The sequence below is a fragment of the Synechococcus sp. Lug-A genome (assembly GCF_024345655.1).
In the GTDB taxonomy this organism is placed as follows: domain Bacteria; phylum Cyanobacteriota; class Cyanobacteriia; order PCC-6307; family Cyanobiaceae; genus MW101C3.
The window spans coordinates 95,596-115,861 of the sequence record NZ_JAGQBN010000009.1; the positions used below are offsets into that span (position 1 = coordinate 95,596).

General features: G+C 67.8%; 19 protein-coding genes. 2 read left to right on the forward strand and 17 right to left on the reverse strand.

Annotated features, from left to right (window positions below; genetic code table 11):
* The first annotated feature begins 73 nt into the window (after positions 1–73).
* Positions 74–2,953 carry a UPF0182 family protein gene (locus tag KBY86_RS08445; RefSeq protein WP_255099349.1) on the forward strand — a complete coding sequence of 960 codons (2,880 nt, stop codon included), beginning with the start codon at positions 74–76 and terminating at the stop codon, positions 2,951–2,953.
* 355 nt (positions 2,954–3,308) lie between these two features.
* Here the strand turns inward: KBY86_RS08445 and fba are convergent, their stop codons facing one another.
* The 15 genes from fba to KBY86_RS08520 form a co-directional block, all read right to left on the reverse strand.
* Complete coding sequence (fba, locus tag KBY86_RS08450) at positions 3,309–4,382, reverse strand: class II fructose-bisphosphate aldolase (RefSeq protein WP_094510680.1); 1,074 nt, start codon at positions 4,380–4,382, stop codon at positions 3,309–3,311.
* Between the two features lie 141 nt (positions 4,383–4,523).
* Positions 4,524–5,684, reverse strand: coding sequence for a Gfo/Idh/MocA family protein (locus KBY86_RS08455; RefSeq protein ID WP_255099347.1), 1,161 nt, complete (start codon positions 5,682–5,684; stop codon positions 4,524–4,526).
* Complete coding sequence (locus KBY86_RS08460) at positions 5,681–6,211, reverse strand: hypothetical protein (RefSeq protein WP_315855847.1); 531 nt, start codon at positions 6,209–6,211, stop codon at positions 5,681–5,683. The genes KBY86_RS08455 and KBY86_RS08460 overlap by 4 nt, the downstream gene beginning before the upstream one ends.
* 23 nt (positions 6,212–6,234) lie before the next feature.
* Positions 6,235–7,110, reverse strand: coding sequence for an acetyl-CoA carboxylase, carboxyltransferase subunit beta (gene accD, locus KBY86_RS08465; RefSeq protein ID WP_094510678.1), 876 nt, complete (start codon positions 7,108–7,110; stop codon positions 6,235–6,237).
* Between the two features lie 74 nt (positions 7,111–7,184).
* Positions 7,185–8,027 carry an A24 family peptidase gene (locus tag KBY86_RS08470; protein WP_255099345.1) on the reverse strand — a complete coding sequence of 281 codons (843 nt, stop codon included), beginning with the start codon at positions 8,025–8,027 and terminating at the stop codon, positions 7,185–7,187.
* Positions 8,024–8,260: a hypothetical protein gene (locus KBY86_RS08475; protein ID WP_094510786.1), complete on the reverse strand. Its 237-nt coding sequence runs from the start codon at positions 8,258–8,260 to the stop codon at positions 8,024–8,026. Before KBY86_RS08475 ends, KBY86_RS08470 begins: the two co-directional genes overlap by 4 nt.
* Before the next feature lie 130 nt (positions 8,261–8,390).
* Complete coding sequence (locus KBY86_RS08480) at positions 8,391–9,293, reverse strand: phosphoribulokinase (protein ID WP_255099343.1); 903 nt, start codon at positions 9,291–9,293, stop codon at positions 8,391–8,393.
* 47 nt (positions 9,294–9,340) lie between these two features.
* Positions 9,341–10,429: a 3-isopropylmalate dehydrogenase gene (gene leuB / locus KBY86_RS08485; protein WP_255140827.1), complete on the reverse strand. Its 1,089-nt coding sequence runs from the start codon at positions 10,427–10,429 to the stop codon at positions 9,341–9,343.
* Between the two features lie 90 nt (positions 10,430–10,519).
* Positions 10,520–11,572, reverse strand: a complete 1,053-nt coding sequence (gene lpxD, locus KBY86_RS08490) for a UDP-3-O-(3-hydroxymyristoyl)glucosamine N-acyltransferase (protein WP_094510674.1) — start codon at positions 11,570–11,572, stop codon at positions 10,520–10,522.
* A 47-nt stretch (positions 11,573–11,619) separates the two neighbouring features.
* Positions 11,620–12,741 carry a glutamate 5-kinase gene (gene proB, locus KBY86_RS08495; RefSeq protein ID WP_255140828.1) on the reverse strand — a complete coding sequence of 374 codons (1,122 nt, stop codon included), beginning with the start codon at positions 12,739–12,741 and terminating at the stop codon, positions 11,620–11,622.
* The gene (locus KBY86_RS08500; protein WP_094510672.1) at positions 12,738–13,253 is read right to left on the reverse strand and encodes a YqeG family HAD IIIA-type phosphatase; all 516 of its coding nucleotides are present in this window, start codon (positions 13,251–13,253) and stop codon (positions 12,738–12,740) included. The genes proB and KBY86_RS08500 overlap by 4 nt, the downstream gene beginning before the upstream one ends.
* Complete coding sequence (locus KBY86_RS08505) at positions 13,250–13,804, reverse strand: DUF3727 domain-containing protein (protein ID WP_094510671.1); 555 nt, start codon at positions 13,802–13,804, stop codon at positions 13,250–13,252. Before KBY86_RS08505 ends, KBY86_RS08500 begins: the two co-directional genes overlap by 4 nt.
* A 30-nt stretch (positions 13,805–13,834) precedes the next feature.
* On the reverse strand, positions 13,835–14,326 hold the full coding sequence (gene ruvX / locus KBY86_RS08510) for a Holliday junction resolvase RuvX (protein WP_255140829.1): 492 nt from the start codon (positions 14,324–14,326) through the stop codon (positions 13,835–13,837).
* A complete protein-coding gene (locus KBY86_RS08515) occupies positions 14,323–15,471 on the reverse strand; it encodes a hypothetical protein (protein WP_255140830.1) in 1,149 nt (382 codons plus the stop codon). The genes ruvX and KBY86_RS08515 overlap by 4 nt, the downstream gene beginning before the upstream one ends.
* A 70-nt stretch (positions 15,472–15,541) precedes the next feature.
* Entirely contained in the window at positions 15,542–16,789 is a 1,248-nt protein-coding gene (locus KBY86_RS08520) for a F420-0:Gamma-glutamyl ligase (protein WP_255140831.1), read from the reverse strand.
* Between the two features lie 97 nt (positions 16,790–16,886).
* Between KBY86_RS08520 and KBY86_RS08525 the strand changes: the two genes are divergently transcribed.
* Positions 16,887–18,269, forward strand: coding sequence for a PhoH family protein (locus KBY86_RS08525; RefSeq protein WP_255140832.1), 1,383 nt, complete (start codon positions 16,887–16,889; stop codon positions 18,267–18,269).
* Between the two features lie 5 nt (positions 18,270–18,274).
* On the opposite strand, the gene fumC is transcribed toward KBY86_RS08525, so the two are convergent.
* Positions 18,275–19,651 carry a class II fumarate hydratase gene (gene fumC, locus KBY86_RS08530; protein WP_255140833.1) on the reverse strand — a complete coding sequence of 459 codons (1,377 nt, stop codon included), beginning with the start codon at positions 19,649–19,651 and terminating at the stop codon, positions 18,275–18,277.
* A complete protein-coding gene (locus KBY86_RS08535) occupies positions 19,651–20,247 on the reverse strand; it encodes a thylakoid membrane photosystem I accumulation factor (protein ID WP_255140834.1) in 597 nt (198 codons plus the stop codon). The genes fumC and KBY86_RS08535 overlap by 1 nt, the downstream gene beginning before the upstream one ends.
* Between the last annotated feature and the right edge of the window lie 19 nt (positions 20,248–20,266).

Consider the following 20,266-nt stretch of genomic DNA (forward strand, 5'->3'; position numbering starts at 1 on the left):
GTATTCAGTTACCTTCGGAGTGCCATTCAGGCCGCAGGCTTGTCAGCGTCCGATGCCTGTTTAGCCTCAGCCCGTGCCCCACCGTTTCCCTCGCCTGAAGCCACCGCTGCTGGCGGGCCTGCTGCTCGTGCCCCTGCTCGCCTTCGGCGTGCTCGTGGTCTCGCGGCTGAGCATCGAATGGGCGTGGTACTCGCAGTTCGACTTTCAGCAGGTGCTGTTGCGCCGCTGGATGCTGCAGGTGCTCGGGTTCCTCCTGGTGATGGGAGTCGGGGTCCCGCTGCAGTTGCAGCAACTCCACCGCTGCTGGCGATTGCGCAGCGAGGCCACAGCCAAGCCGTTGCCGCGCCAGCCCCTGCTGCGGATGGGCCCCCTCGCGCTGGTGTGCACGTTGCTGGCCTTGCTGCTGCTGCTCAGCACAGGGCTCATGTTTCTGTTCGTGCAGGCCCGGGGCCTGATCACCGATCCCTTCGATGGCGATGTGGTGAGTGGCCTGTCTGCGTTGGCCGGCCTCTCGCCCGTAGGGGTGGGGCTGCTGGCCGCCCTGCTCGGCCTGTTGCTGCTGGTGCGGCCGCTGCCGGTGCTGCGGCTGGTGCTGGTGGCGGCGCTGGCGGGTTCGGCCACAGCCCTGGCGCGCGGCTGGAGCCTGTGGCTGCCGGCACTGCTGGCCGTGCCGTTCGGTGAAGCCGATCCGCTCACCCATTTCGATCTCAGCTTTTCAGTGCTGCGGCTGCCGGCTCTGCAGCTGCTGCTCAGCGTGCTGATCGCGCAGTTGGTGGTGGGGCTTGCCGGCTGCCTCTGGGTCAGCTTCACCGAAGGATCCAGCCTCAGCGACCTCCGCTTCGTGGGCTTGAGCCGTGACCAGCAGGGCGTGCTCAAGCCCCAGATCGCCGTGCTGGCGGCGCTGGCCTCGCTCAGCAATGCGCTCTCCCCGTTTGCGTTGATGGTGCAGGGGAGCGGTGTAGCGGCAGGCGCCGGCTTCGTCGACCTGCATGTGCGCCTGCCCATCCGGCTGCTGCTGGCCCTGCTGTTGATGCTGGCGGCGCTGGGGTTGGCGCTGCCGGTGCGACGCACCTGGCTGCGCCGCGTGGTGGTGCTCCCGCTGCTGGCCACGGCTCTGCTGCTGCCGGTGGCCGAGTTCGCGGTGGCGCCGCAGGCGCAGCGCTTCTGGGTGCAGCCGCGCGAGCTGGCGGTGGAAACGCCCTACATCGAGCGCAGCATCCGTGCCACCCGGCGCGCCTTCGGCCTTGAGGAGGTGCGCAACACAACCCTGGAGCCCCTGCAACGCATCACCGCCGCCGACCTTGTCGAAGCGCCGGGCACCCTGGCCAACATCCGCCTCTGGGACAGCGGGCCCTTGCTGGCGGCCAACCGCCAATTGCAGCAACTGCGCCTGTATTACACGTTCCCCTCAGCGGCCGTCGACCGCTACGACCTCTCCGCGGCCGGAGAGGACCAGGCCTCCCAGCAGGTGCTGATTTCCGCCAGGGAGCTGGACAGCGCCGCGCTTCCTGAGGGATCGCGCACCTGGCTGAACCGGCATCTGGTCTTCACCCATGGCTACGGCTTCACCGTGTCACCCGTGAATGTGTTCGGGCCTGACGGATTGCCGCTGTTCTTCGTGAAGGATCTCGGTCGCAGTGGCAGGGTGCAGGGCATCTCCCAGCTGGGCATCACGGACGCTGAAGCGCAGGCCGCTTTTCCCGTGGGCCGACCACGCCTGTACTTCGCTTCGGCTCCGGCGCCTTACGCCATCGCGCCCACCAAGGTGCAGGAATTCGATTTCCCTGACGGGGAGCTGAACGTTTACAGCCACTACGACGGTGAACGGGGCATTCCGCTCACCAATGCCTGGCAGCGTTTCACAGCCGCGGTGTACCTGCATGAGCCGCGGGTGCTGCTGGCCGGTTCGTTCACGTCCCGCTCCTTGCTGCTGCTGCGGCGCCAGGTGAATGAACGGGTGGAAGCTCTGGCCCCTTTCCTACGCTTCGAAAGTGAGCCGTACATGGTGACGGTGAACGTGAAGAACGCCTCGGAGTTTGACGAGAAGCACCATCAATACTGGATGCTCGATGGTTACACCACGAGCCGCAGTTATCCCTATAGTGACGCCAACGCGGAAGGCATCCGTTATTTCCGCAATCCTGTGAAAGCCGTTGTGGATGCACAGGATGGCAGGCTGTGGTTCTACGTGAGCGATCCCAGTGATCCGGTGCTGCGCACCTGGCAGCGGGCCTTCCCTGAACTGTTTCACCCGCTCACGGACATGCCGTCAGCCTTGCTGGCCCACATCCGGGTGCCCAACAGTCAGTTCAAGATTCAATCGGAGCGTCTGCTTCGCTATCACGTCACCGATGTGCGCACGTTCTACAACGGCGATGATGTCTGGTCGGTGCCGCTCGAAACCTACGGCTCCGAAACTGTGGCGGTGCAGCCGTATCACGCCACTGTCCAGCTGCCTGGAGAACGGCGGCCGGAATTCGTGTTGTTGCTGCCCTTCTCCCCGGTGCGCCGCTCCAACCTGGTGGGCTGGTTGGCTGCCCGCAACGATCCTCCCCATTACGGCGAACTGTTCCTTGTGCGCTTCCCTCAGCAGCGGCTGTTGCTGGGCCCGGAGCAGGTCACCGCGCTGATCGAGCAGGATCCTCAGATCAGCTTCCAGTTCGGTCTGTGGAACCGAGCAGGAGCCCGACTGGTGCATGGCAACCTGCTGGTCTTGCCGGTGGGTGATGGTCTGCTCTACGTGGAGCCGATCTACCTCGAGTCGGGCAACAACAGCCTGCCGACGCTGGTGCGGGTGGTGGTCACCGACGGGCGCCGCTTTGTGATGGACCGGGATCTTGAACTTGCCCTTGAAAAGCTCACCCAAGGCACCGCCAAAGGCTCCAGCCCAGCCGACTCACTGCCCGCCTTCCCGCCTCCGCCCCTGCCGATCCCCGGTCTCGACACACTCTGAGGCCAGGCTGTGGTAGCAGGACGATTGGAAGCTTTCGCGCGATCAATCAGCTTGCAGCCGCCACACAACCACTGGCCCGAACGTCCCACAGGCAGCAAGGCCGGAAGCTCTGAGCGGCATGGTTCATGGGATGGATAGCCCGAAAGGGGCCTGTGGTTCCATGTCACATCAGACCAATGGGACCGGATGGCTCTCGATGGCATGAGACCAAAGGGCCCATGGCTGCCCGATGCCATAAGCCCGAAATCTCCCCATGAAAAAAGGGCCCGAAGGCCCCAGGGTGGATGTGATTCGCGCGAGCGTGGACTGCGTGAGCCCGACACTGTTGGTTGTCGACAGGCAGATTGTGGACGCTTCAGACGGCCACAGCAGTTTTGGGATCCAGGACGCCTTTGGCGTAAAGGGCGGCGTAGTAGTTGATGTTCTGCTGCTTGATCTTGCTGGCCTGGCCGGCGCACCAGAACTGCTGGTAGCGATCAAGGCACACCTGCTTCATGTAGGCCCGTGCAGGCTTGTTGAAGTGGCGGGGATCGAAGTTGGCAGGATCCTTGAAGGCGGCTTCCCGCACAGCGGCAGTGAAGGCCAGACGGTTGTCGGTGTCGATGTTGACCTTGCGAACGCCATTCTTGATGCCGTTCTGGATCTCTTCGACCGGCACGCCATAGGTTTCGGGAATGGCACCGCCGTACTTGTTGATCATGTCGAGCCATTCCTGGGGCACGGAGCTGGAGCCGTGCATCACCAGGTGGGTGTTGGGGATCGCCTTGTGGATTTCGGCGATGCGGGAAATGGCCAGCACTTCGCCGGTGGGCTTGCGGGTGAACTTGTAGGCGCCGTGGCTGGTGCCGATGGCGATCGCCAGCGCATCCACCTTCGTTTTGGCGACGAAGTCGGCGGCTTCGGCAGGATCGGTGAGCAGCTGCTCGCGGGAGAGGGCACCTTCGAAACCGTGGCCGTCTTCGGCTTCACCCTTGCCGGTTTCCAGGGAACCCAGGCAGCCCAGTTCGCCTTCCACACTCACACCGATGGCATGGGCCACATCCACCACTTCCTTGGTGACGGCCACGTTGTACTCGTAGCTGGCGGGGGTTTTGGCGTCGGCTTCCAGGGAGCCATCCATCATCACCGAGGTGAAGCCGTTGGCGGCGGCACCGAAGCAGGTGGCAGGGCTGTTGCCGTGGTCCTGGTGCATCACCACCGGGATGTCGGGATAGGTTTCGGTGGCGGCGATGATCAGGTGACGCAGGAAAATCTCACCGGCGTATTGGCGAGCGCCGCGGGACGCCTGCAGGATCACCGGGCTGTCGGTTTCATAGGCAGCCTCCATGATCGACTGCACCTGCTCCAGGTTGTTGACGTTGAAGGCAGGGATGCCATAGCCGTTCTCAGCGGCATGGTCGAGCAGCAGCCGAAGGGGAACGAGGGCCATGGGGGAATACCTCTGAGGGTGTGGGTGGGCACGTCGGGGGCACCAGCGCGGTGAACGAGGGGAGGCGGACCAAGAGACCAGGCCACCGGCTTCGAAACCCTGACGCGGGATGCGCGCGACTCTAGGCGATGCTGATCGCTCTCAACCCACCGGCAGGTCCTGGCGCAGGCCGGTGCCGGCGGCGGCGATGGCCAGATCGCAGCAGAGCTGGCTGCGGAAGCCCTCGCTGAGACCCGGCACCATCGGCTGACCGGTGCGCACGCTTTCGGCCCACCAGCGGTGCAGGCGCGCCACCGGGGCAATTCGCCCATCGGCCCAGGTGCGGGCAAAGGCCAGAGCAGGGTCCACCGGTACAGGCTGCAACGCTTCGCCTCGCCCTGCCCGCCAGAGGTGGAAGCCATGCACATAGTCGCTCTGGTTGTCGCTGCCCAGCACCAACGTGCCTTCGCTGCCGTACAACTCGAGCCAGCAGCCGCGCCCCTGGCGGGCCACTGCCGCCAGGCTCACCTGGGCCGGCACCAGCCGCTGGCTTCCAGCACCACTGCCAGCAGCGCTTCCTGTGCCGAAGCCTGTAGCGAGGCCCGCATCGAGTCCCAGCTGCAGCAGGGCGATGTCCTCCGCATCCACGGCAGCCAGGCGGCCGCTGCCATCGGGCAGCGGGCGGGCGTCGATGGCGGTGGAGAGTGTGCCCTGCAGCTCCCGGGTGGGGCCGATCAGCCAGTGCAGCATGTCGAAGGCGTGGGTGCCCAGGGCGCCCAGCACACCGCCACCTTCGCTGCGTTGGGCGTACCAGTTCCAGGGTCGGGAAGCATCGGCGCGGCTGCTCATCAGCCAGTCGAGTTTCACCAGCCAGGGATCGCCGATCACCCCAGCCGCCAGCAGGGCCGCCAGTTGCTGAAACACCGGCACCGCCCGGTATTCGAAGTTGACCGCCACCTGCAGCCCCCGGCTGATCGCCAACCGCTGCAATTCCTCCACTTGCTCCGCCGAAACGCCCACGGGTTTCTCGAGCAGCAGGTGTTTGCCGGCGTCGAGGGCGGCTTTCGCCAGGGCGAAGCGGGGGGCGGGCGGCGTGGCGATCACCAACGCCTCGATGCCGGGGTCCGCCAGCAGGGCCTCGAAGTTTGTGAAGCCAGGCAGGGAGGCGGCGCTGGCGGCCTGCTGAACCCGCTCGTGTCGAGGGTGCCAGAGCGCCACAGGTTCGGTGCGGCCACTGGCGCGCAGGGCCGGCAGGTGCACCTTTTCTCCGAATCCCAGGCCAGCCACCGCTACCCGTAGGGGCGCTGCTTCGAGCAGTGTCATCGGAGGGCCAGCAGGGGGGCGCCGGCGGCGCAGGCTTCTTCCAGCACCGCGCTGATCAGGGCATCCCCGCCGGTGGGTTGCCAGTCGGCGCCGAAGCGGGGCAAGCCATTGACGGAGGTGTCGCGATACAGCCGCTGGCCGCAGTCCAGGTCCATCACATACAGCTGACCGGGCCGTGCCTTGGCCCTGGTGGCGTTACCGGAGTCGTCTGTTTCCGGGGGCGGCGCCGGTTGAAAGCGGCTCAGTACGGAGAGCCAGCCCTCACGGCTCAGCCTCAGGCTGCCCTCATCCCACCACTGGCGCCCTTCCGCTGTGGCAGGCACCTCCTTCCAGCTGACCGGGCCGGCCAGGGCCGCACCGCCCGACAAGCCAGGAGCCGGCAGCAGCAGCGCCGGGAGCAGCGCGAGCAACAGCGCGGCGGCCACGATGAAGCCCTGGAGCCTGCAACCGGAAACCATCGCCCGGGCCAACGACCAGAAACGGTGGGCGGCGAGCTGGGGCGACCAGCGCTGCAAAAGCGGCAGCAAGAGCTGCTTGGTGAGCCAGCCCATCAAGCGGCTACGGCGGGGGTGACGCCATGAAGCCGCAGCAGGCTCGCGAAGGTGGAGCGGAAGCGGGTGCGGGGCACGATCAGGTCGACGAAGCCGTGATCCTGCAGATACTCAGCCGTCTGGAAACCTTCCGGCAGCTTCTCGCGCAGGGTCTGCTCGATCACCCGGCGTCCGGCGAAGCCGATCAGGGCCTTCGGTTCGGCCAGGATCAGGTCGCCCAGCATCGCGAAGCTGGCGGTGACGCCACCGGTGGTGGGGTGGGTGAGCAGGGGGATGTAGAGCAGCTCCTCCTGGCGGTGCCGCTGCAGGGCGCCGGAAATCTTGGCCATCTGCATCAGGCTGAGCATGCCTTCCTGCATGCGGGCCCCGCCAGACGCGCACACGATCAACACCGGATAGCGGCGGAAGGTGGCGGTTTCGATCATGCGGGTGAGCTTCTCGCCCACCACCGAACCCATGGAGCCGCCCATGAAGCGGAAATCCATCACGCCCAGCGCCAGGGGCATGCCCTCGATCCGGCAGAGGCCGGTGATCACCGCATCGCGCAGACCGGTGCTGCTCTGGGTGTCGCGCAGGCGATCGGCATAGCTGCGCCGGTCTTTAAAGGCGAGCGGATCGGTGGGGGAAAGATCGGTATCGAGCGGCTGGAACGTGCCCTCATCGGCGATCAGCCGCAGGCGGGCTTCACTGTCGATGCGCAGATGGTGTCCGCAGCCGCTGCAGACGCTGGCATTGGCAATCAGGTCTTTCCGGTAGACCACCAGGCCGCATTCCGGGCACTTGCTCCAGAGCCCGTCGCCCTCGTCGAGTTCTTGGGGGGCACGCACCACCGGTGCAGCCTTGCGGCGATCGGCGAACCAGTCGAACAGCGACACGGGAGAGGCGACAGGCGCAAGAACGGATCACCATTAAAAGCTGCCGCTGCCGGCGCCATGCCGCTGCAAGCCGCTCAGAGGCTCTGGTAGCCCAGCCAGCCGCCGAACCAGCGCAACCACCAGCCTTCGCCTGCAAGCCACACGGCGATGCCGCCGAAAGCCAGAAAGGGGCCGAATGGAAAGGGCTGATGCGGGCCCAGGCGGCCGGTGAGGCGGCCGATCGAGCCCAGTGCCGCGCCACCCAGCACGGCCAGGGCCACCGCCAGGCCCATGCCCTGCAGCCCGAGCCAGGCCCCCAGCAGGGCCGTGAGCTTGGCATCGCCCAGACCGAGGGCGGGGCGGCCCAGCAGCTTCTCGCCCAGGGCGCTGAGCCCTTCAAACACCAGCAGCCCCACGGCGGCGGCGAGCAGGTGGTTGACCAGCAGCTGGCGGGCGATCGCCTCCGACTGGCTGATCCCCAGCAGCGCGGTGACCACCAGACCCCCCACCAGGCCCCAGCGGCAGAGCGGTTCAGGCAGCCACAGCTGATCGGCATCGATCAGCACCAACGGAACCAGCAGGCTGATCAGCGCCCAGCCGGCAATCATCAGCAGCCAGAGCGGCGGCGCGCCCATGGCGGAAGGGCTGGCCAGCACGACGGCCACCCACAGTCCGGCGGTGAGCAGCTCCACCAGCGGGTAACGGGGAGAGATCGGTGCGTGGCAGTGGTTGCAGCGGCCCCGCAGCCACAGCCAGCCCAGCACCGGCAGGTTTTCATACCAGGCCAGCGTGGTGCCGCAGTGGGGGCAGTGGCTGGGGGGCGAAAGGATCGATTCGCGGCGCGGCAGGCGCCAGGCCACCACGTTCAGGAAACTGCCGACGCAGGCGCCAAGCACGGCTGCCAGCACGGCGATCGGTTCGAGGCTGATGGGGGTCATGGACGTCGGTTGTTGCGGGAGCGTGCGCCCCGCCCGCCAATCATCTCCAGTGGAATGAACCGCTCCTCCGGCAACAGCACCGGGGCTTCGAACACCACCCGGCCCTGATCAGTGGCTTCCTGCAGCACGATCCCCAGCGGTTCACTACCGCCGGGGACATGTTCGCAGTAGTGGTAGTACACCTGACGGGCTCGCCTGAGCACATCGCCGCTGTTGATCCGATCCCAGCGCATGGAATGGTTGGCCGCGCCGGCGGCCCCCCGAATCACGAACGACGGGGGGACGGAACCGGATGAAGAATCAGGAGATGTGGCGATGGAAATCGTCCTCCCCCGGCGCGACCTTTGGGCGCAGCTTAATCGGTCAGAAGAGGCTCTTCTTATCCTCGATCAGCCGGTGGATGATCGGGGTGAGGATCAGCTCCATCGCGAAGCCCATCTTGCCGCCGTTCACCACGATGCTCGTGGGGCTCGACATGAAGGAGCCGTTGATCATGCGCAGCAGGTAGGAGAAATCGATCCCCCACTTCTCCCGCGCCCCTTTGCGGAAGTGAATGATCACGAAGCTCTCGTCAGGGGTGGGGATGTTGCGGCAGATGAATGGGTTGGAGGTGTCCACAGTGGGCACCCGCTGGAAGTTGATGTCCGTGCGGCTGAACTGGGGGCAGATGTGGTTGATGTAGTCGGGCATGCGCCGCAAAATCGTGTCTACGATCGTTTCGGCGGAGTAGCCCCGCTCGGCGTTGTCACGGCTGATCTTCTGGATCCATTCCAGGTTGGCGATCGGCACCACGCCGATCAGCAGGTCGACCAGGGAGGCCACGTCGTAGCCGTCGCCCTCCACGCCGCCGTGCAGGCCTTCGTAGAAGAGCAGATCGGTGCCGGTGGGGATCTCTTCCCAGGGTGTGAACTGACCGGGATCGAGCTGGGTGCCAAGCCGGGCGTTGTGCTCGGCGGCCTCTTCGACCGAGTGCAGGTAATAGCGCTTCTTGCCGCTGCCGGTTTCGCCGTAGGCCCGGAACAGATCCTCGAGTTGATCGAAGAGGTTGGCTTCCGGACCGAAGTGGGAGAAGTTGATGCCGTTGGCCTGGGCCTTCGCCATCTCCTCCTTCATCGGGCCGCGCTCGAAGCGGTGGAAGCTGTCGCCCTCCACCACCACCGGCTGGATGCCCTCCCGCTGGAAGATGTGCTCGAAGGCGCGCTTGACCGTGCTGGTGCCTGCGCCCGAGGAACCGGTGACAGCCACGACCGGGTGACGTTTGGACATCGGTGCAGCGGGGGAGAAACGAGGCTGTGAGTTTGGCAGGTCGCCGGTCAGAGGGCTTCCAGCAGACGATCACCGATCGCGGCGCAGCCCAGCCGCGTGCAGCCGCTGGCGAGGTCGGCCTCACCGATCAGGTCAGCGGTGCGGCAGCCCGCCGCCAGCACCTGGTCGACGGCCCGCTCCAGGGCGTCGGCGGCTTCAGGCCGCTGCAGACCCACCCGCAGCAGCATGGCGGCCGAGAGCACCATCGCCATCGGATTGGCCACATCCTGGCCGGCGATGTCGGGTGCTGAGCCGTGCACCGGCTCGAACAGGCCCGGCCCGTCGCTGCCCAGGGAGGCAGACGGCAGCATGCCGATACTGCCGGTGAGCATGGCGGCTTCGTCGCTGAGGATGTCGCCGAAGAGGTTGCTGGTGAGCAGCACATCGAACTGCTTGGGCCAGCGCACCAGCTGCATGGCGGCGTTGTCGACGTAGAGGTGACTGAGCTCCACCGCCGGATAGTCGGCGGCCATCGCCGTGACCCGGTCGCGCCAGAGCTGGCTCACATCGAGCACGTTGGCCTTGTCGACCGAACACAGCCGTCCGCGACGTTCCGTCGCCAGCTGGAAGGCCACCTTGGCGATGCGATCGATTTCGTAGTCGCTGTAGGCCATGGTGTTGAAGGCACGCACATGCCCACCGGCCTCCACCCGGCCTTTCGGGGTGCCGAAGTAGACGCCGCCGGTGAGCTCGCGCACCACCATCAGGTCGACGCCCTCGATCACCTCAGGCTTGAGGCTGCTGGCGCCCGCCAGGGCCGGAATGATCTTCACCGGGCGCAGGTTGGCGAACAGGCCGAGGCCGGCCCTGAGGGCCAGCAGGCCACTTTCCGGGCGCTGTTCGCGCGGCAGGCCGTCGTAGCGGGGACCACCGATCGCCGCCAGCAGCACCGCATCGCTCTGGCGGCAGGCCTCGAGTGTGCGCTCCGGCAACGGCACGCCGCAGGCATCGATTGCCGCTCCTCCCACCGGCTGTTCGTCGAAGCTGAAGGAAAAACCGTGGCTGGCGCTCACTGCCTCCAGCAGCCGCCTGGCCACCGCTGTGATCTCCGGACCGATGCCGTCGCCGGGCAGGAGGGTGATCCGGTACGTGGTCATGCGTTCAGCCGAGGCGGCGGGGGCAACTGGCGAGATTACCGGCTCAGGCGCTGATCCACACGCACAGCCATCGACCCACCCGCACAGTCCTCAGGGGTCGCCGGCGGCGGCCTTGAGCTGGCGCACGCTGCGGGCCAGCTCCGGCAACTTGCTGAAGGCGGCCGAGCAGCGCAGCCACAGGCGGTTCGGGATCGCCGGATAGCCGCTCACCACCTCGCCGGCGGCGATGTCGCCGTGCAAGCCCGACTTGGACGAGGCGATCGCCCGATCCCCGATCGTGGTGCGGTTGGCCACACCCACCTGGCCCGCCAGGATCACACCGTTGCCGAGACGGGCGCCACCGGCGATGCCCACCTGGGCGGCCAGCGCACAACCCCGGCCGGTGACGACGCCGTGGCCGATCTGCACGAGGTTGTCGATCTTGGTGCCGGCGCCGATGCGTGTCTCCCCCACCGATGGGCGATCGATCGTGGTGCCGCAGCCCACCTCCACCTGCTCCTCCAGCACCACCAGGCCGGTCTGGGGCATCTTGCGCCAGCCATTGGCGGTGGGCACGAAGCCAAACCCCTCCGAACCGATCACGGCGTTGGAGTGCACCACACAGCCGCGCGCCAGACGGCTGCCGGGATGGAGCACCGCATTGGCATGCAGCTCACAGCCCTCAGCCAGGTGCACGTCGGGGTACAGCACCACGCCGGCATGGAGCACGCAGCCCTCACCCACGAGGCAGTCGGCCCCCACCACCACATGGGCGGCGATGTGCACGCCGGTGCCGACGCTGGCGCTCGGATCGATCACCGCCGACGGGTGAATGCCGGCGGGCCAGTGCCGGGGCGGGTGCAGTGCCGCCAGGGCCTCAGCGAACCCGAGCCGCGGATCCTTCAGGGCCACCCAGGCCATGCCCCGTTCCTGCGCCAACTGCTGCAGTTCCGGGTCGAGCGGCAGCAGCAGCGCCGAGGCGTGGCAGGTGGCCAGGGCGGCACTGAGCTGGTGGCCGGGCTCGAGAAAGGACAGCTGGCCGGCAGCGGCCTGATCCACGGCGGCTGCCCCGCTCAGCTCGGGGTCGCCTGCCAGATGCCGCGGTGCGGAGTCGTTGAGCAGGCCCCGCTGGGCGAGCTGGAGCAGCAGGGTGCTGAAGCGCATGCTGCCGGAGCCGCGAACTGAGGCCGGATCGTAGGCCTGCCCTGCGGTCAGTCGCTGGCGGGTGCCAGGGCCGTGAGCACCAGATGGTCGCGGTGCACCACCGCCGCTCCTGCCGGTTGCTGCAGCTCCCGCTGCACGTCGCTGCTGCTGAGGCCCAGCACCTGCCGCACCTCCTCGCTGCTCAGGGCGCAGAGGCCCCGGCCGATTTCCTCTCCCTGCAACGACACCAGCCGCACCGCGTCCTGGCGGCCGAAGCGGCCCTCCACGGCGCGGATGCCCACCGCCAGCAGGGACGCGCCCCGCTCCACCAGCGCCTTCTGCGCCCCTGCATCGATCACCAGATCCCCTTTGGGCAGCAGGGCATGGGCCATCCAGCCCTTGCGGTCGGCCAGGGGTCTGGAGCTGGGCTGAAACACCGTTCCCACTTTCTCGCCTGCCACCAGGGCCTCCAGCACGCGCGGGTCGCGGCCGTCCGCCAGCCGCACGCGCACCCCGCTGGAGGTGGCGATGCGGGCGGCAGTGAGCTTGGTGGTCATGCCGCCGGTTCCCCAGCGCCCGCCCCCGCTGGCCACGCTGCTGAGCCGGGCCAGCTCCTGGAGGTCACGCACCTCCTCGATCGGCTCGACTGTGGCATCGCTGCGGGGATCACCGGAATAGAGCCGGTCGACATCGGTGAGCAGCACCAGTTCCTCGGCGCCGATCGCCACCGCCACCAGCGCCGAGAGGGTGTCGTTGTCGCCGAAGCGCAGTTCGTCGGTGGCCAGGGTGTCGTTTTCGTTGACGATCGGAATCACGCCCCAACCCAGCAGGTGTTCCAGGGTGCGGCAGGCGTTCTGGTAGCGGCGACGCGAGGCCAGGTCGCCGCGGGTGAGCAGCACCTGCGCCACACGCACGCCGTGGCTGGCGAAGGCTTCGGCGTAAAGCCCCATCAGCTGGCCCTGCCCCACCGCCGCCGCCGCCTGCAGCGCCACCACTTCGGTGGGGCGCTTTTCCAGCTGCAGGGCGTGGCAGCCCAGGCCCACGGCGCCGCTGGTCACCAGGGTCACCTGATCGCCCCGGCGACGTTGCTGGCTGAGGCTGGCCGCCAGATCGGCGATCACACAGGCGGTGTCGCGATCCGCCGAGCCCCGCAGCAGGCTGGTGCCCACCTTGATCACACGTCGCGTCATCCCTTCAGGTCCGCTCCCGCCAGCCGCGCCAGCCGCACCTCCAGCCGTTGCAGATGGTCGACGCGGCAGGGCAGCCCGTGCACATCCACCGGCTTGGCCAACACCGTGAACAGGCCGAGCCTGTTGCCGACCAGCACATCGGTGAACAGGCGATCCCCCACCACGGCCACCTGCCGCGCCGGCAGATTCAGCTCAGCCAGCACCCGCCGCAGGGTGCTGCGGCGCGGCTTGCCCGCTGACACGGTGTAGGGGAGGTCAAGCTGATCCGCCACCGCTCCGATGCGGCGCCGGGACGGGTTGTTGCTGAACAGATGAATGCGCAGGTGCGGCTTGGCTTGAATCAGCCACTGCTCCACGGCAGGCGGCAGCTGCGACTGCCGGCGCGGGATGAGGGTGCGATCCACATCCAGCACCAGCGCCTTGATGTTCTGGGCGATCAGCCGCTCCAGCGGCAGGCCGGCCAGGCTGGTTTGCAGCTCCCAGTCGGGTTGCAGCAGGTGGCGGGAGGTCACCCAGCGCTCTCCCTGTCGTCGAGTTCAGCCTCGATTCGCGGCTGCACGCGGTCGAATTCCTCGCCTTCCACCAGCACTGCTTCGCCGTTGTGCATGCGGGCCACCACGAAGAAGGGGTCGAGCGGAATGTACAGGCCGTACTCCTGGTCTTCGACCATGAAGCTGACGAGCAGCTCGTAGGTGTCGGTGTCGTCGTCTTCGTCGCCGTCCTCGTCGTCGAGATCCTCCGGATCGGGCTCCTCCAGCTCACCGCTCACCGTGAGCGTGACGGCGGAACGCACCAGGGTGAGGTCGTGCTCCTGCAGCACCACATCGGCCACCGACAGGATCGGTTCGGTGGCATCGAGGGTTTCGATCGGCTCCGGTTCGTCGTCGCCCTGCAGGCGGAACAGGCACACCGGGGTATCGACCGGCGTGAGCAGGGCGTAATCGTGCCCATCAAGCGGGATCAGTTGTTCGAGGAAGCAGAGCAGCTGGCGGTCGTGGTCGTCACGGACGAGAACCGTGGGCACGTCACCGGATCCTGTGATCGAGGGGCCTTCGGCACTCATGGAGGGGGAGTCAGACCCTCTCAGAATGTCTCAGCGTCGGCCTGCTGTCCGCAGGGGGGTCGCCAAGGTCACCGGCTCGTCACCTTCCCGCAACCATTGCTCCAGCAGCAGCGCCGCTGCGGCACTGTCGAGGGCGCCGCTGCGGTCACCGTGCAGGCAGTGGCGCTCGCCCGCTTCCCAGCTGCTCGCGTGCTCATCCACCCAGGCCAGCGGCAGGCTCAGGTGGCGGGCCAGCCGTTCGCCGTAGCGGCGGCAGTGGGCCGCCTGGGGCGTGGGCTGCTGGTGGCTGTCGAGCGGCAGCCCCACCACCAGCGCCTGCACCCGCCGGCTGGCGCTGAGGACGCGCAGGGTTTCCAGGTCGTGGGCGAAGGCCCCGCGCGCCAGTGCCGGCAGTGGGGTGACCGTGAGCCCGAGCGGATCGCAACCGGCCAGGCCGATGCGCCGCCGCCCCACATCCAGCGCCAGCACGGAGCGGGGCTGTGGGGGTTGGCGTTGTTGCCGCGTGCCGGGGGTGGCGCTCACCGGAGGGTGGACAGCGCACTGGAGGAGGCACTCACCAGTGCCCGCGTTGGGCGTGCGGCGGGCGTGAGCGCCGACGGTCCTGCAGGGGTGGGCACCGTGCGACGGCGCGGTTTGAACGGCTCGAGCACGGTGTCGAGGCGCCAGTTGGCGGCGCGGCTGCTGGCCTGCTCGTGGCGGCGCCAGACGCTGCGCGCCATCAGCAGCCGCTCGCCTTCCAGGCTGGCGCCGATGCTGCGCAACCAGGCGCAGCGCTCCGCATCGCCGGCATCACTGCAGAGGCGCACCACCGGATCGCTGGCCACCGCCTGGATCAGCAGGTGCTCCAGCGCCGGGCCGTGCAGCCGCGACCAACCGGGATGCACCGTGAGCTGCACATCCACCGGGCCATGGCCCTGGTGATGCAGCCGGCGCACGCCCGCCACTGCCTGCTGGCGGCTGGGGTCGAGCCAGAGCGCACTGGGGCCGCTGCTCTGGTCGAGCAGATCCTCCACCCGGCGGTCAAGCAGCTGGCGCAGCAGCGCCGGGCAGGCCGCCTGCTCCAGGTGCAGCATCAGGCCGGCGGTGCGCCGATTCAGGGGCCGCAGTTGCAGGTCGCCAGGGGGCGGCAGAGCCGGGCCCGGCTCTGCCGGGGCGTTCCACAGCCAGGAGACCTCGTGCCGCAGGGGCTGAAAGCCCTGCTCCCGCAGCAGTGCCAGCCGGTCGGTGTCGGTGCTGTCACAGCGGGCGATCCAGCTGGCGGCACCGCTGCAGCGGTGCAGCGCCTCGCGCAGCAGGCCCGCCTGGATCTCCTGGCCGCTGAGGCTGCCTGGCCGCTGCAGGGCGGTGCGTGCCACCCGCAACGCCTCCACACCCCAGCAGCTGCCACTCCGGTTGAGGCGTCGCACCACGCTCACCCCCAGCATGCAATCGGCTGTCTCGTAGGCCACCAGAACCTCAGGAACCAGGGGCGGGCGCTGCACCAGGGCACTCAGCAGGCGCTCCGGCTGACGCAGCAGAAGGGAGCGCTGCAAGAGCGGCTGCAGATCAGCGAAGGCGGCATCGTTCAGCAGCGGCAACGACCAGCCCTGCAACGGCTCGATCCGCAGCTCCCCCGGCGCGGCGAGCGGGTCACCTCCCGAGGGGCGTAGGGGGATGGGGTGCCGCACGTGACTTCAGTCGTGACCCGACTGTATCGGTTCTGGACCGGCTGGCCGGAGGGGTGCCAGCGCGTGAGGGTCAGGCGGGGCGGACCACCACCAGAGGCGTGCGCTCGTTGGCATTGCCGGCCGGATTGGGCCGCAATGCCCGCTGCAGCAGGCCCTCATCGCAGCCTTCGCTGGCGGCCAGCACCTTCACCCGGCCCAGATCATTCACATCCACCACCGCCACCGGCACGCCCAGTTGCCTGGCCAGTTCACGGCAGCTGCGCTCGGGGTGGGCCGGGCCCAACACGATCGTCTGGTCGTAGGGGGGGGTGGTGCCGGTGATGTCATCGATCAGGCGTGCCTGCTCTCCCGCCAGGCGGTAGAAGCCGCCGCGGCTGCCCACCAGTTTCATCAGGGTGCCCGCCAGCCAGGCGCACAGCACCCGCGCCGGGCCCACGTCGTCGATCAGGGTCTGCAGGCCGCAGGCGGTGGCCAGGCTGCTGGTGGGATGGAACACCCGGCAGAGCAGGCGGGCCAGGGCCGATGGCTCCACCATGGCCGGGTGCTGGTAGCGGCCCTGCATCACCGCCAGCGGTGTTTCGCCGATCGTGAGGATGTCGCCGGGTTGCAGCACGGCAGCGGCGTAGCGGCGCAGAACGTCGGCGGGATCATCCAGCACGCCGAGCAGATGGGTGGGCAGCGGCAGCACCTGACAGGCTTCCCCTGCTCGCCAGCGGGCGGTGGCGGGTTGCAGGGGCTCGGGCTTGCGCAGGGGTATCAGCAGACCGTCACGGCGTTGCAGCCGTCCAAAGGGGCCGTAGTTGATCCACAACACCTCGAGCCAGAGGGTGTCGATCAGGGCAAGGGGATTGATCGGCTGCTGCCCGGCGGCGCCATCAGACGGCCGGCCGGCCGGCGCGGCGATCGTGAGCGAGACGCGGGCCTCCGTCTGCTTGTTCCCTTTGACGATGTAGGCCGCCCAGTAGCCATCGGCGCGGGTGTCCTCATCGGGATGGGCGGCGGTGAGGCGGGCCGTGACGGTGACCCCGCTCAGGTCGCCCTTGCCCAGCAGGGTGGGCCGCAGCTCCACTTCCGGCACCATCACCTCCATGCGGGCATGGGGGTTGCTGAGGCGAAGCACGCCTTCCACGGTGATGGCCCCCGCGACCGCCGCAGGGGCCGCTCCGGTAGTGGCGGCTGGGTGCTCCTGCACCGTCCAGTCATGGGAATCCAGCCGCAGCGGTGAAGCGGGCCGCAGCCGGTGGCGCAGCTCCAGCCACAGCAGCAGGGCGCCGAAGCCAAGAGCGGCGATCAGGGCCAGGCACAGAGGAGCGGGCAATGGGGCCACGGAGTGCTGCGGGCGGCGAAACAGCGGGAGCGTAGATGGTGGCCTCAGCACCGCCCTAGCTTTCTGGGCGGCAGCACGCCGGCACGCCATGAAGAAGACCTTCGTTCTCGATACGAACGTTCTGCTGCACGACCCGCGGGCGCTGGTGCGCTTCGAGGACAACAACGTCGTGATTCCGATTGAGGTGGTCGAGGAGATCGATCGCTTCAAACGCGACAGCAGCGAGAAGGGCCGCAATGCCCGTCAGGTGTCGCGCCTGCTCGACGGGCTGCGTGAAAAGGGCAACCTGGCGGAGGGGGTGGAGATCGACCCGATCGCCCACGGCCAGCTGAAGGTGGTGTTCTGCCGTAGCGAAACACTCAGCCAGTTGCCGCCGGAACTCAAATCGGGCAACGGAGACAACAACATCCTGGCGGTGGCGCTGGAGCAGCGCCTGCAGGGCGTGATGGGCAGCCAGCCGCCCGTGATCCTGGTGACCAAGGACACCAACCTGCGCATCAAGGCCGATGCGGTGGGCCTGATCGCTCAGGACTACACCAGTGACAAGGTGGCGATCGCCGATCTCTACCCCGGCACCGCCGAGTGGTGGGTGAACGCCGCCCAGATGGAGCAGTTGCAGCGCGAGGGCAGCCTGGCCGTTGCCGAACTGCCTCCGCCGCCGCCCGAGGCTCCCCCGCTGCAGGCCAACGAGGGCGTGACCCTCGTGGATGCGGCCCAGCCCGGCCACACCCTGCTGGCGCGCTACTGCTCCGCTGCCGCCCAGCTGCGGCCTCTGGCCAAGGTGTCCCGCACCAAGCTGGGCCGGGTGTCGGCGCGCAACCGGGAGCAGACCTTCGCGCTCGATCTGTTGCTCGATGCCTCGATCCAGCTGGTGACGCTGGTGGGCAAGGCCGGCACCGGCAAGACCCTGCTGGCCCTGGCGGCCGGTCTGCATCAGGTGGCCGATGACCACACCTACCAGCGCCTGCTGGTGACCAGGCCCGTGATCCCCCTCGGCAAGGACATCGGCTTTCTGCCCGGAGACCTGCAGGAAAAGATGGGCCCGTGGATGCAACCGATCGTGGACAACCTCGACTATCTGCTCGGCAGCGACGACCCTGGCCAGGCACCGGCCCGTGGCGCCCGTGGCCCGCGCAACAACTGGCTGGATCTCAAGAGCATGGGTCTGCTGGAAGTGGAGGCGATCAGCTACATCCGCGGCCGCTCGATTCCCAACCAGTTCATGGTGGTGGATGAAGCCCAGAACCTCACCCCCCATGAGGTGAAAACGATCGTGACCCGGGTGGGTGAAGGCACCAAGATCGTGTTCACCGGTGATCCCTACCAGATCGATAATCCCTACGTGGATGCTGACAGCAACGGGCTCACCTGGCTGGTGGAGAAGTTCAAGGGACAGCAGCTGGCCGGCCACGTGACCCTGCAGAAAGGAGAACGCTCTGCTCTGGCGGAGCTGGCGGCGAATCTGCTCTGAGCCGCTCAGATCATCTGGGCGGGGTCAATGCAGCGGTCGAAGGCTTCCGGGCTGATCTCTCCAAGCACCAGCGCCGCTTCGCGCAGGCTGAGCCGGTGCACATGAGCGTGGCGGGCGATGCGGCAGGCACCGTCGTAACCGATCGCCGGAGCCAGCGCGGTGACCAGCATCAGGCTCTGATCCAGCAGGGTTTCGATGCGGGCGCGGTCGGGTTCGAGCCCTTCGATGCAGTGTTCACGGAACGCGTGGCAGCCGCCGGCCAGCAATTCGATGCTCTGGAGCAGGTTGAGCGCAATCAACGGCTTGAACACGTTGAGCTCGAAGTTGCCCTGGCTGGCGGCCATCTGCACGGCCGTGTTGTTGCCCATCACCTGCACGGCCACCATCGTGAGGCTCTCGCACTGAGTGGGATTCACCTTGCCGGGCATGATGCTGGACCCCGGTTCGTTCTCAGGCAGCACCAGTTCCCCCAGCCCGCAGCGGGGGCCGCTGGCCAGCCAGCGGATGTCGTTGGCGATCTTCATCAGGCTGCCCGCCAGGACCGTGAGCGCGCCATGGGCACCGGCCAGCGGTTCATGGCCCGCCAGGGCCTGAAATTTGTTGGCGGCGCTAGTGAAGGGCAAGCCGATCCGTTCCGCCAGCCGTGCAGCCACCGCCTCGCCGTAGCCCCTGGGGGCATTGAGGCCGGTGCCCACCGCCGTGCCGCCGATCGCCAGTTGCAGCACCTGGGGCAGCAGCAGACGCAAGCCAACGGCGGCCAGCTGCAGCTGGGCCACGTAGCCGCTGAATTCCTGGCCCAGGCTGAGCGGCACCGCATCCTGCAGGTGGGTGCGGCCGATCTTGATGATGCTGCTGTAAGCCTCTGCCTTGGCAGCCAGGGTGGCGGCGAGGGCTTCCACCGCCGGCAGCAGGGTGCGTTCGAGCTCGATCGCCACGGCGATGTGCATCGCGGCGGGAAAGGTGTCGTTGCTCGACTGGCTCAGATTGACGTGGTCGTTCGGATGGACAGGCCGCTTGCTGCCGAGCGTGCCACCGGCAGCGTCGATCGCCCGGTTGGCGATCACCTCATTGACGTTCATGTTCGTCTGGGTGCCGGAGCCGGTCTGCCAGACCTTGAGCGGGAATTCCGGATCGAGCGCTCCTGAGGCCACCTCTTCGGCCGCTGCCACGATCAGCTCCGCGAGCTCGGCCGGCAGCCGGCCCATGTCGCGGTTCACCTCGGCGCAGGCCGCTTTGAGCTGGCCGAACGCGTGCACCAGCTGCAGCGGCATCGCCTCCCCGAAGGGGAAGAAATGCAGGGAGCGCTGGGTCTGGGCGCCCCAGTAGTGCTGGGCCGGCACCTCCACCGGGCCCAGGCTGTCGGTTTCGGTGCGGGTGGCCATCAGCTGCCGGACACCACTTCGCTGTTGAGCTCGTTGAAGCTGCGGGTGCTGGTGGCCCGCTCGCCGCCGGCGGGTTCCACCCCGGTGGCCTTGCTGAGCACGGCACTGATCGTGGTGGTGTTCACCTGTCCGTTGGCGTCGAGCAGCACCTTGCCATCGCCATCAAAGACAACCACCTGGGGAATGGTGCCGTTCCAGTAGTGCACCGGATCGTCAGCACCCTGATCGGCCAGTCCCTGCAGCGGATCGGTGGTGAGGGGGATCAGCTCCACCGTGCGGCCCCACAGGCGCTGCAGCTCCGAGAGCACCGGCGCGAACTGTTTGCTGTCGGCGCTGTCATCGAGATAAAACACCAGCACGACAGGCCGATGGTCGGCGCGGGCCTGGGCCAGCGTGCTGCGGGGTGGCACCAGCGAGCCATTGCCCGCATAGAGAGCAAAGATGTTGCCGTCGTAGCTGTTGGTGGTGAGCGAGGCCAGAGCCGGTCTTGGAGCCAGCAGCAGGAACAGCGCCACCAGCAGCGCCAGGCTGCGGCGGATCAGGAAGGGAAAGGCGTTAGAGCGCAGCAACTGAAGCGGGAGGCGGGTTGGGGTCATTGTGACGCCCAGCCGAAAG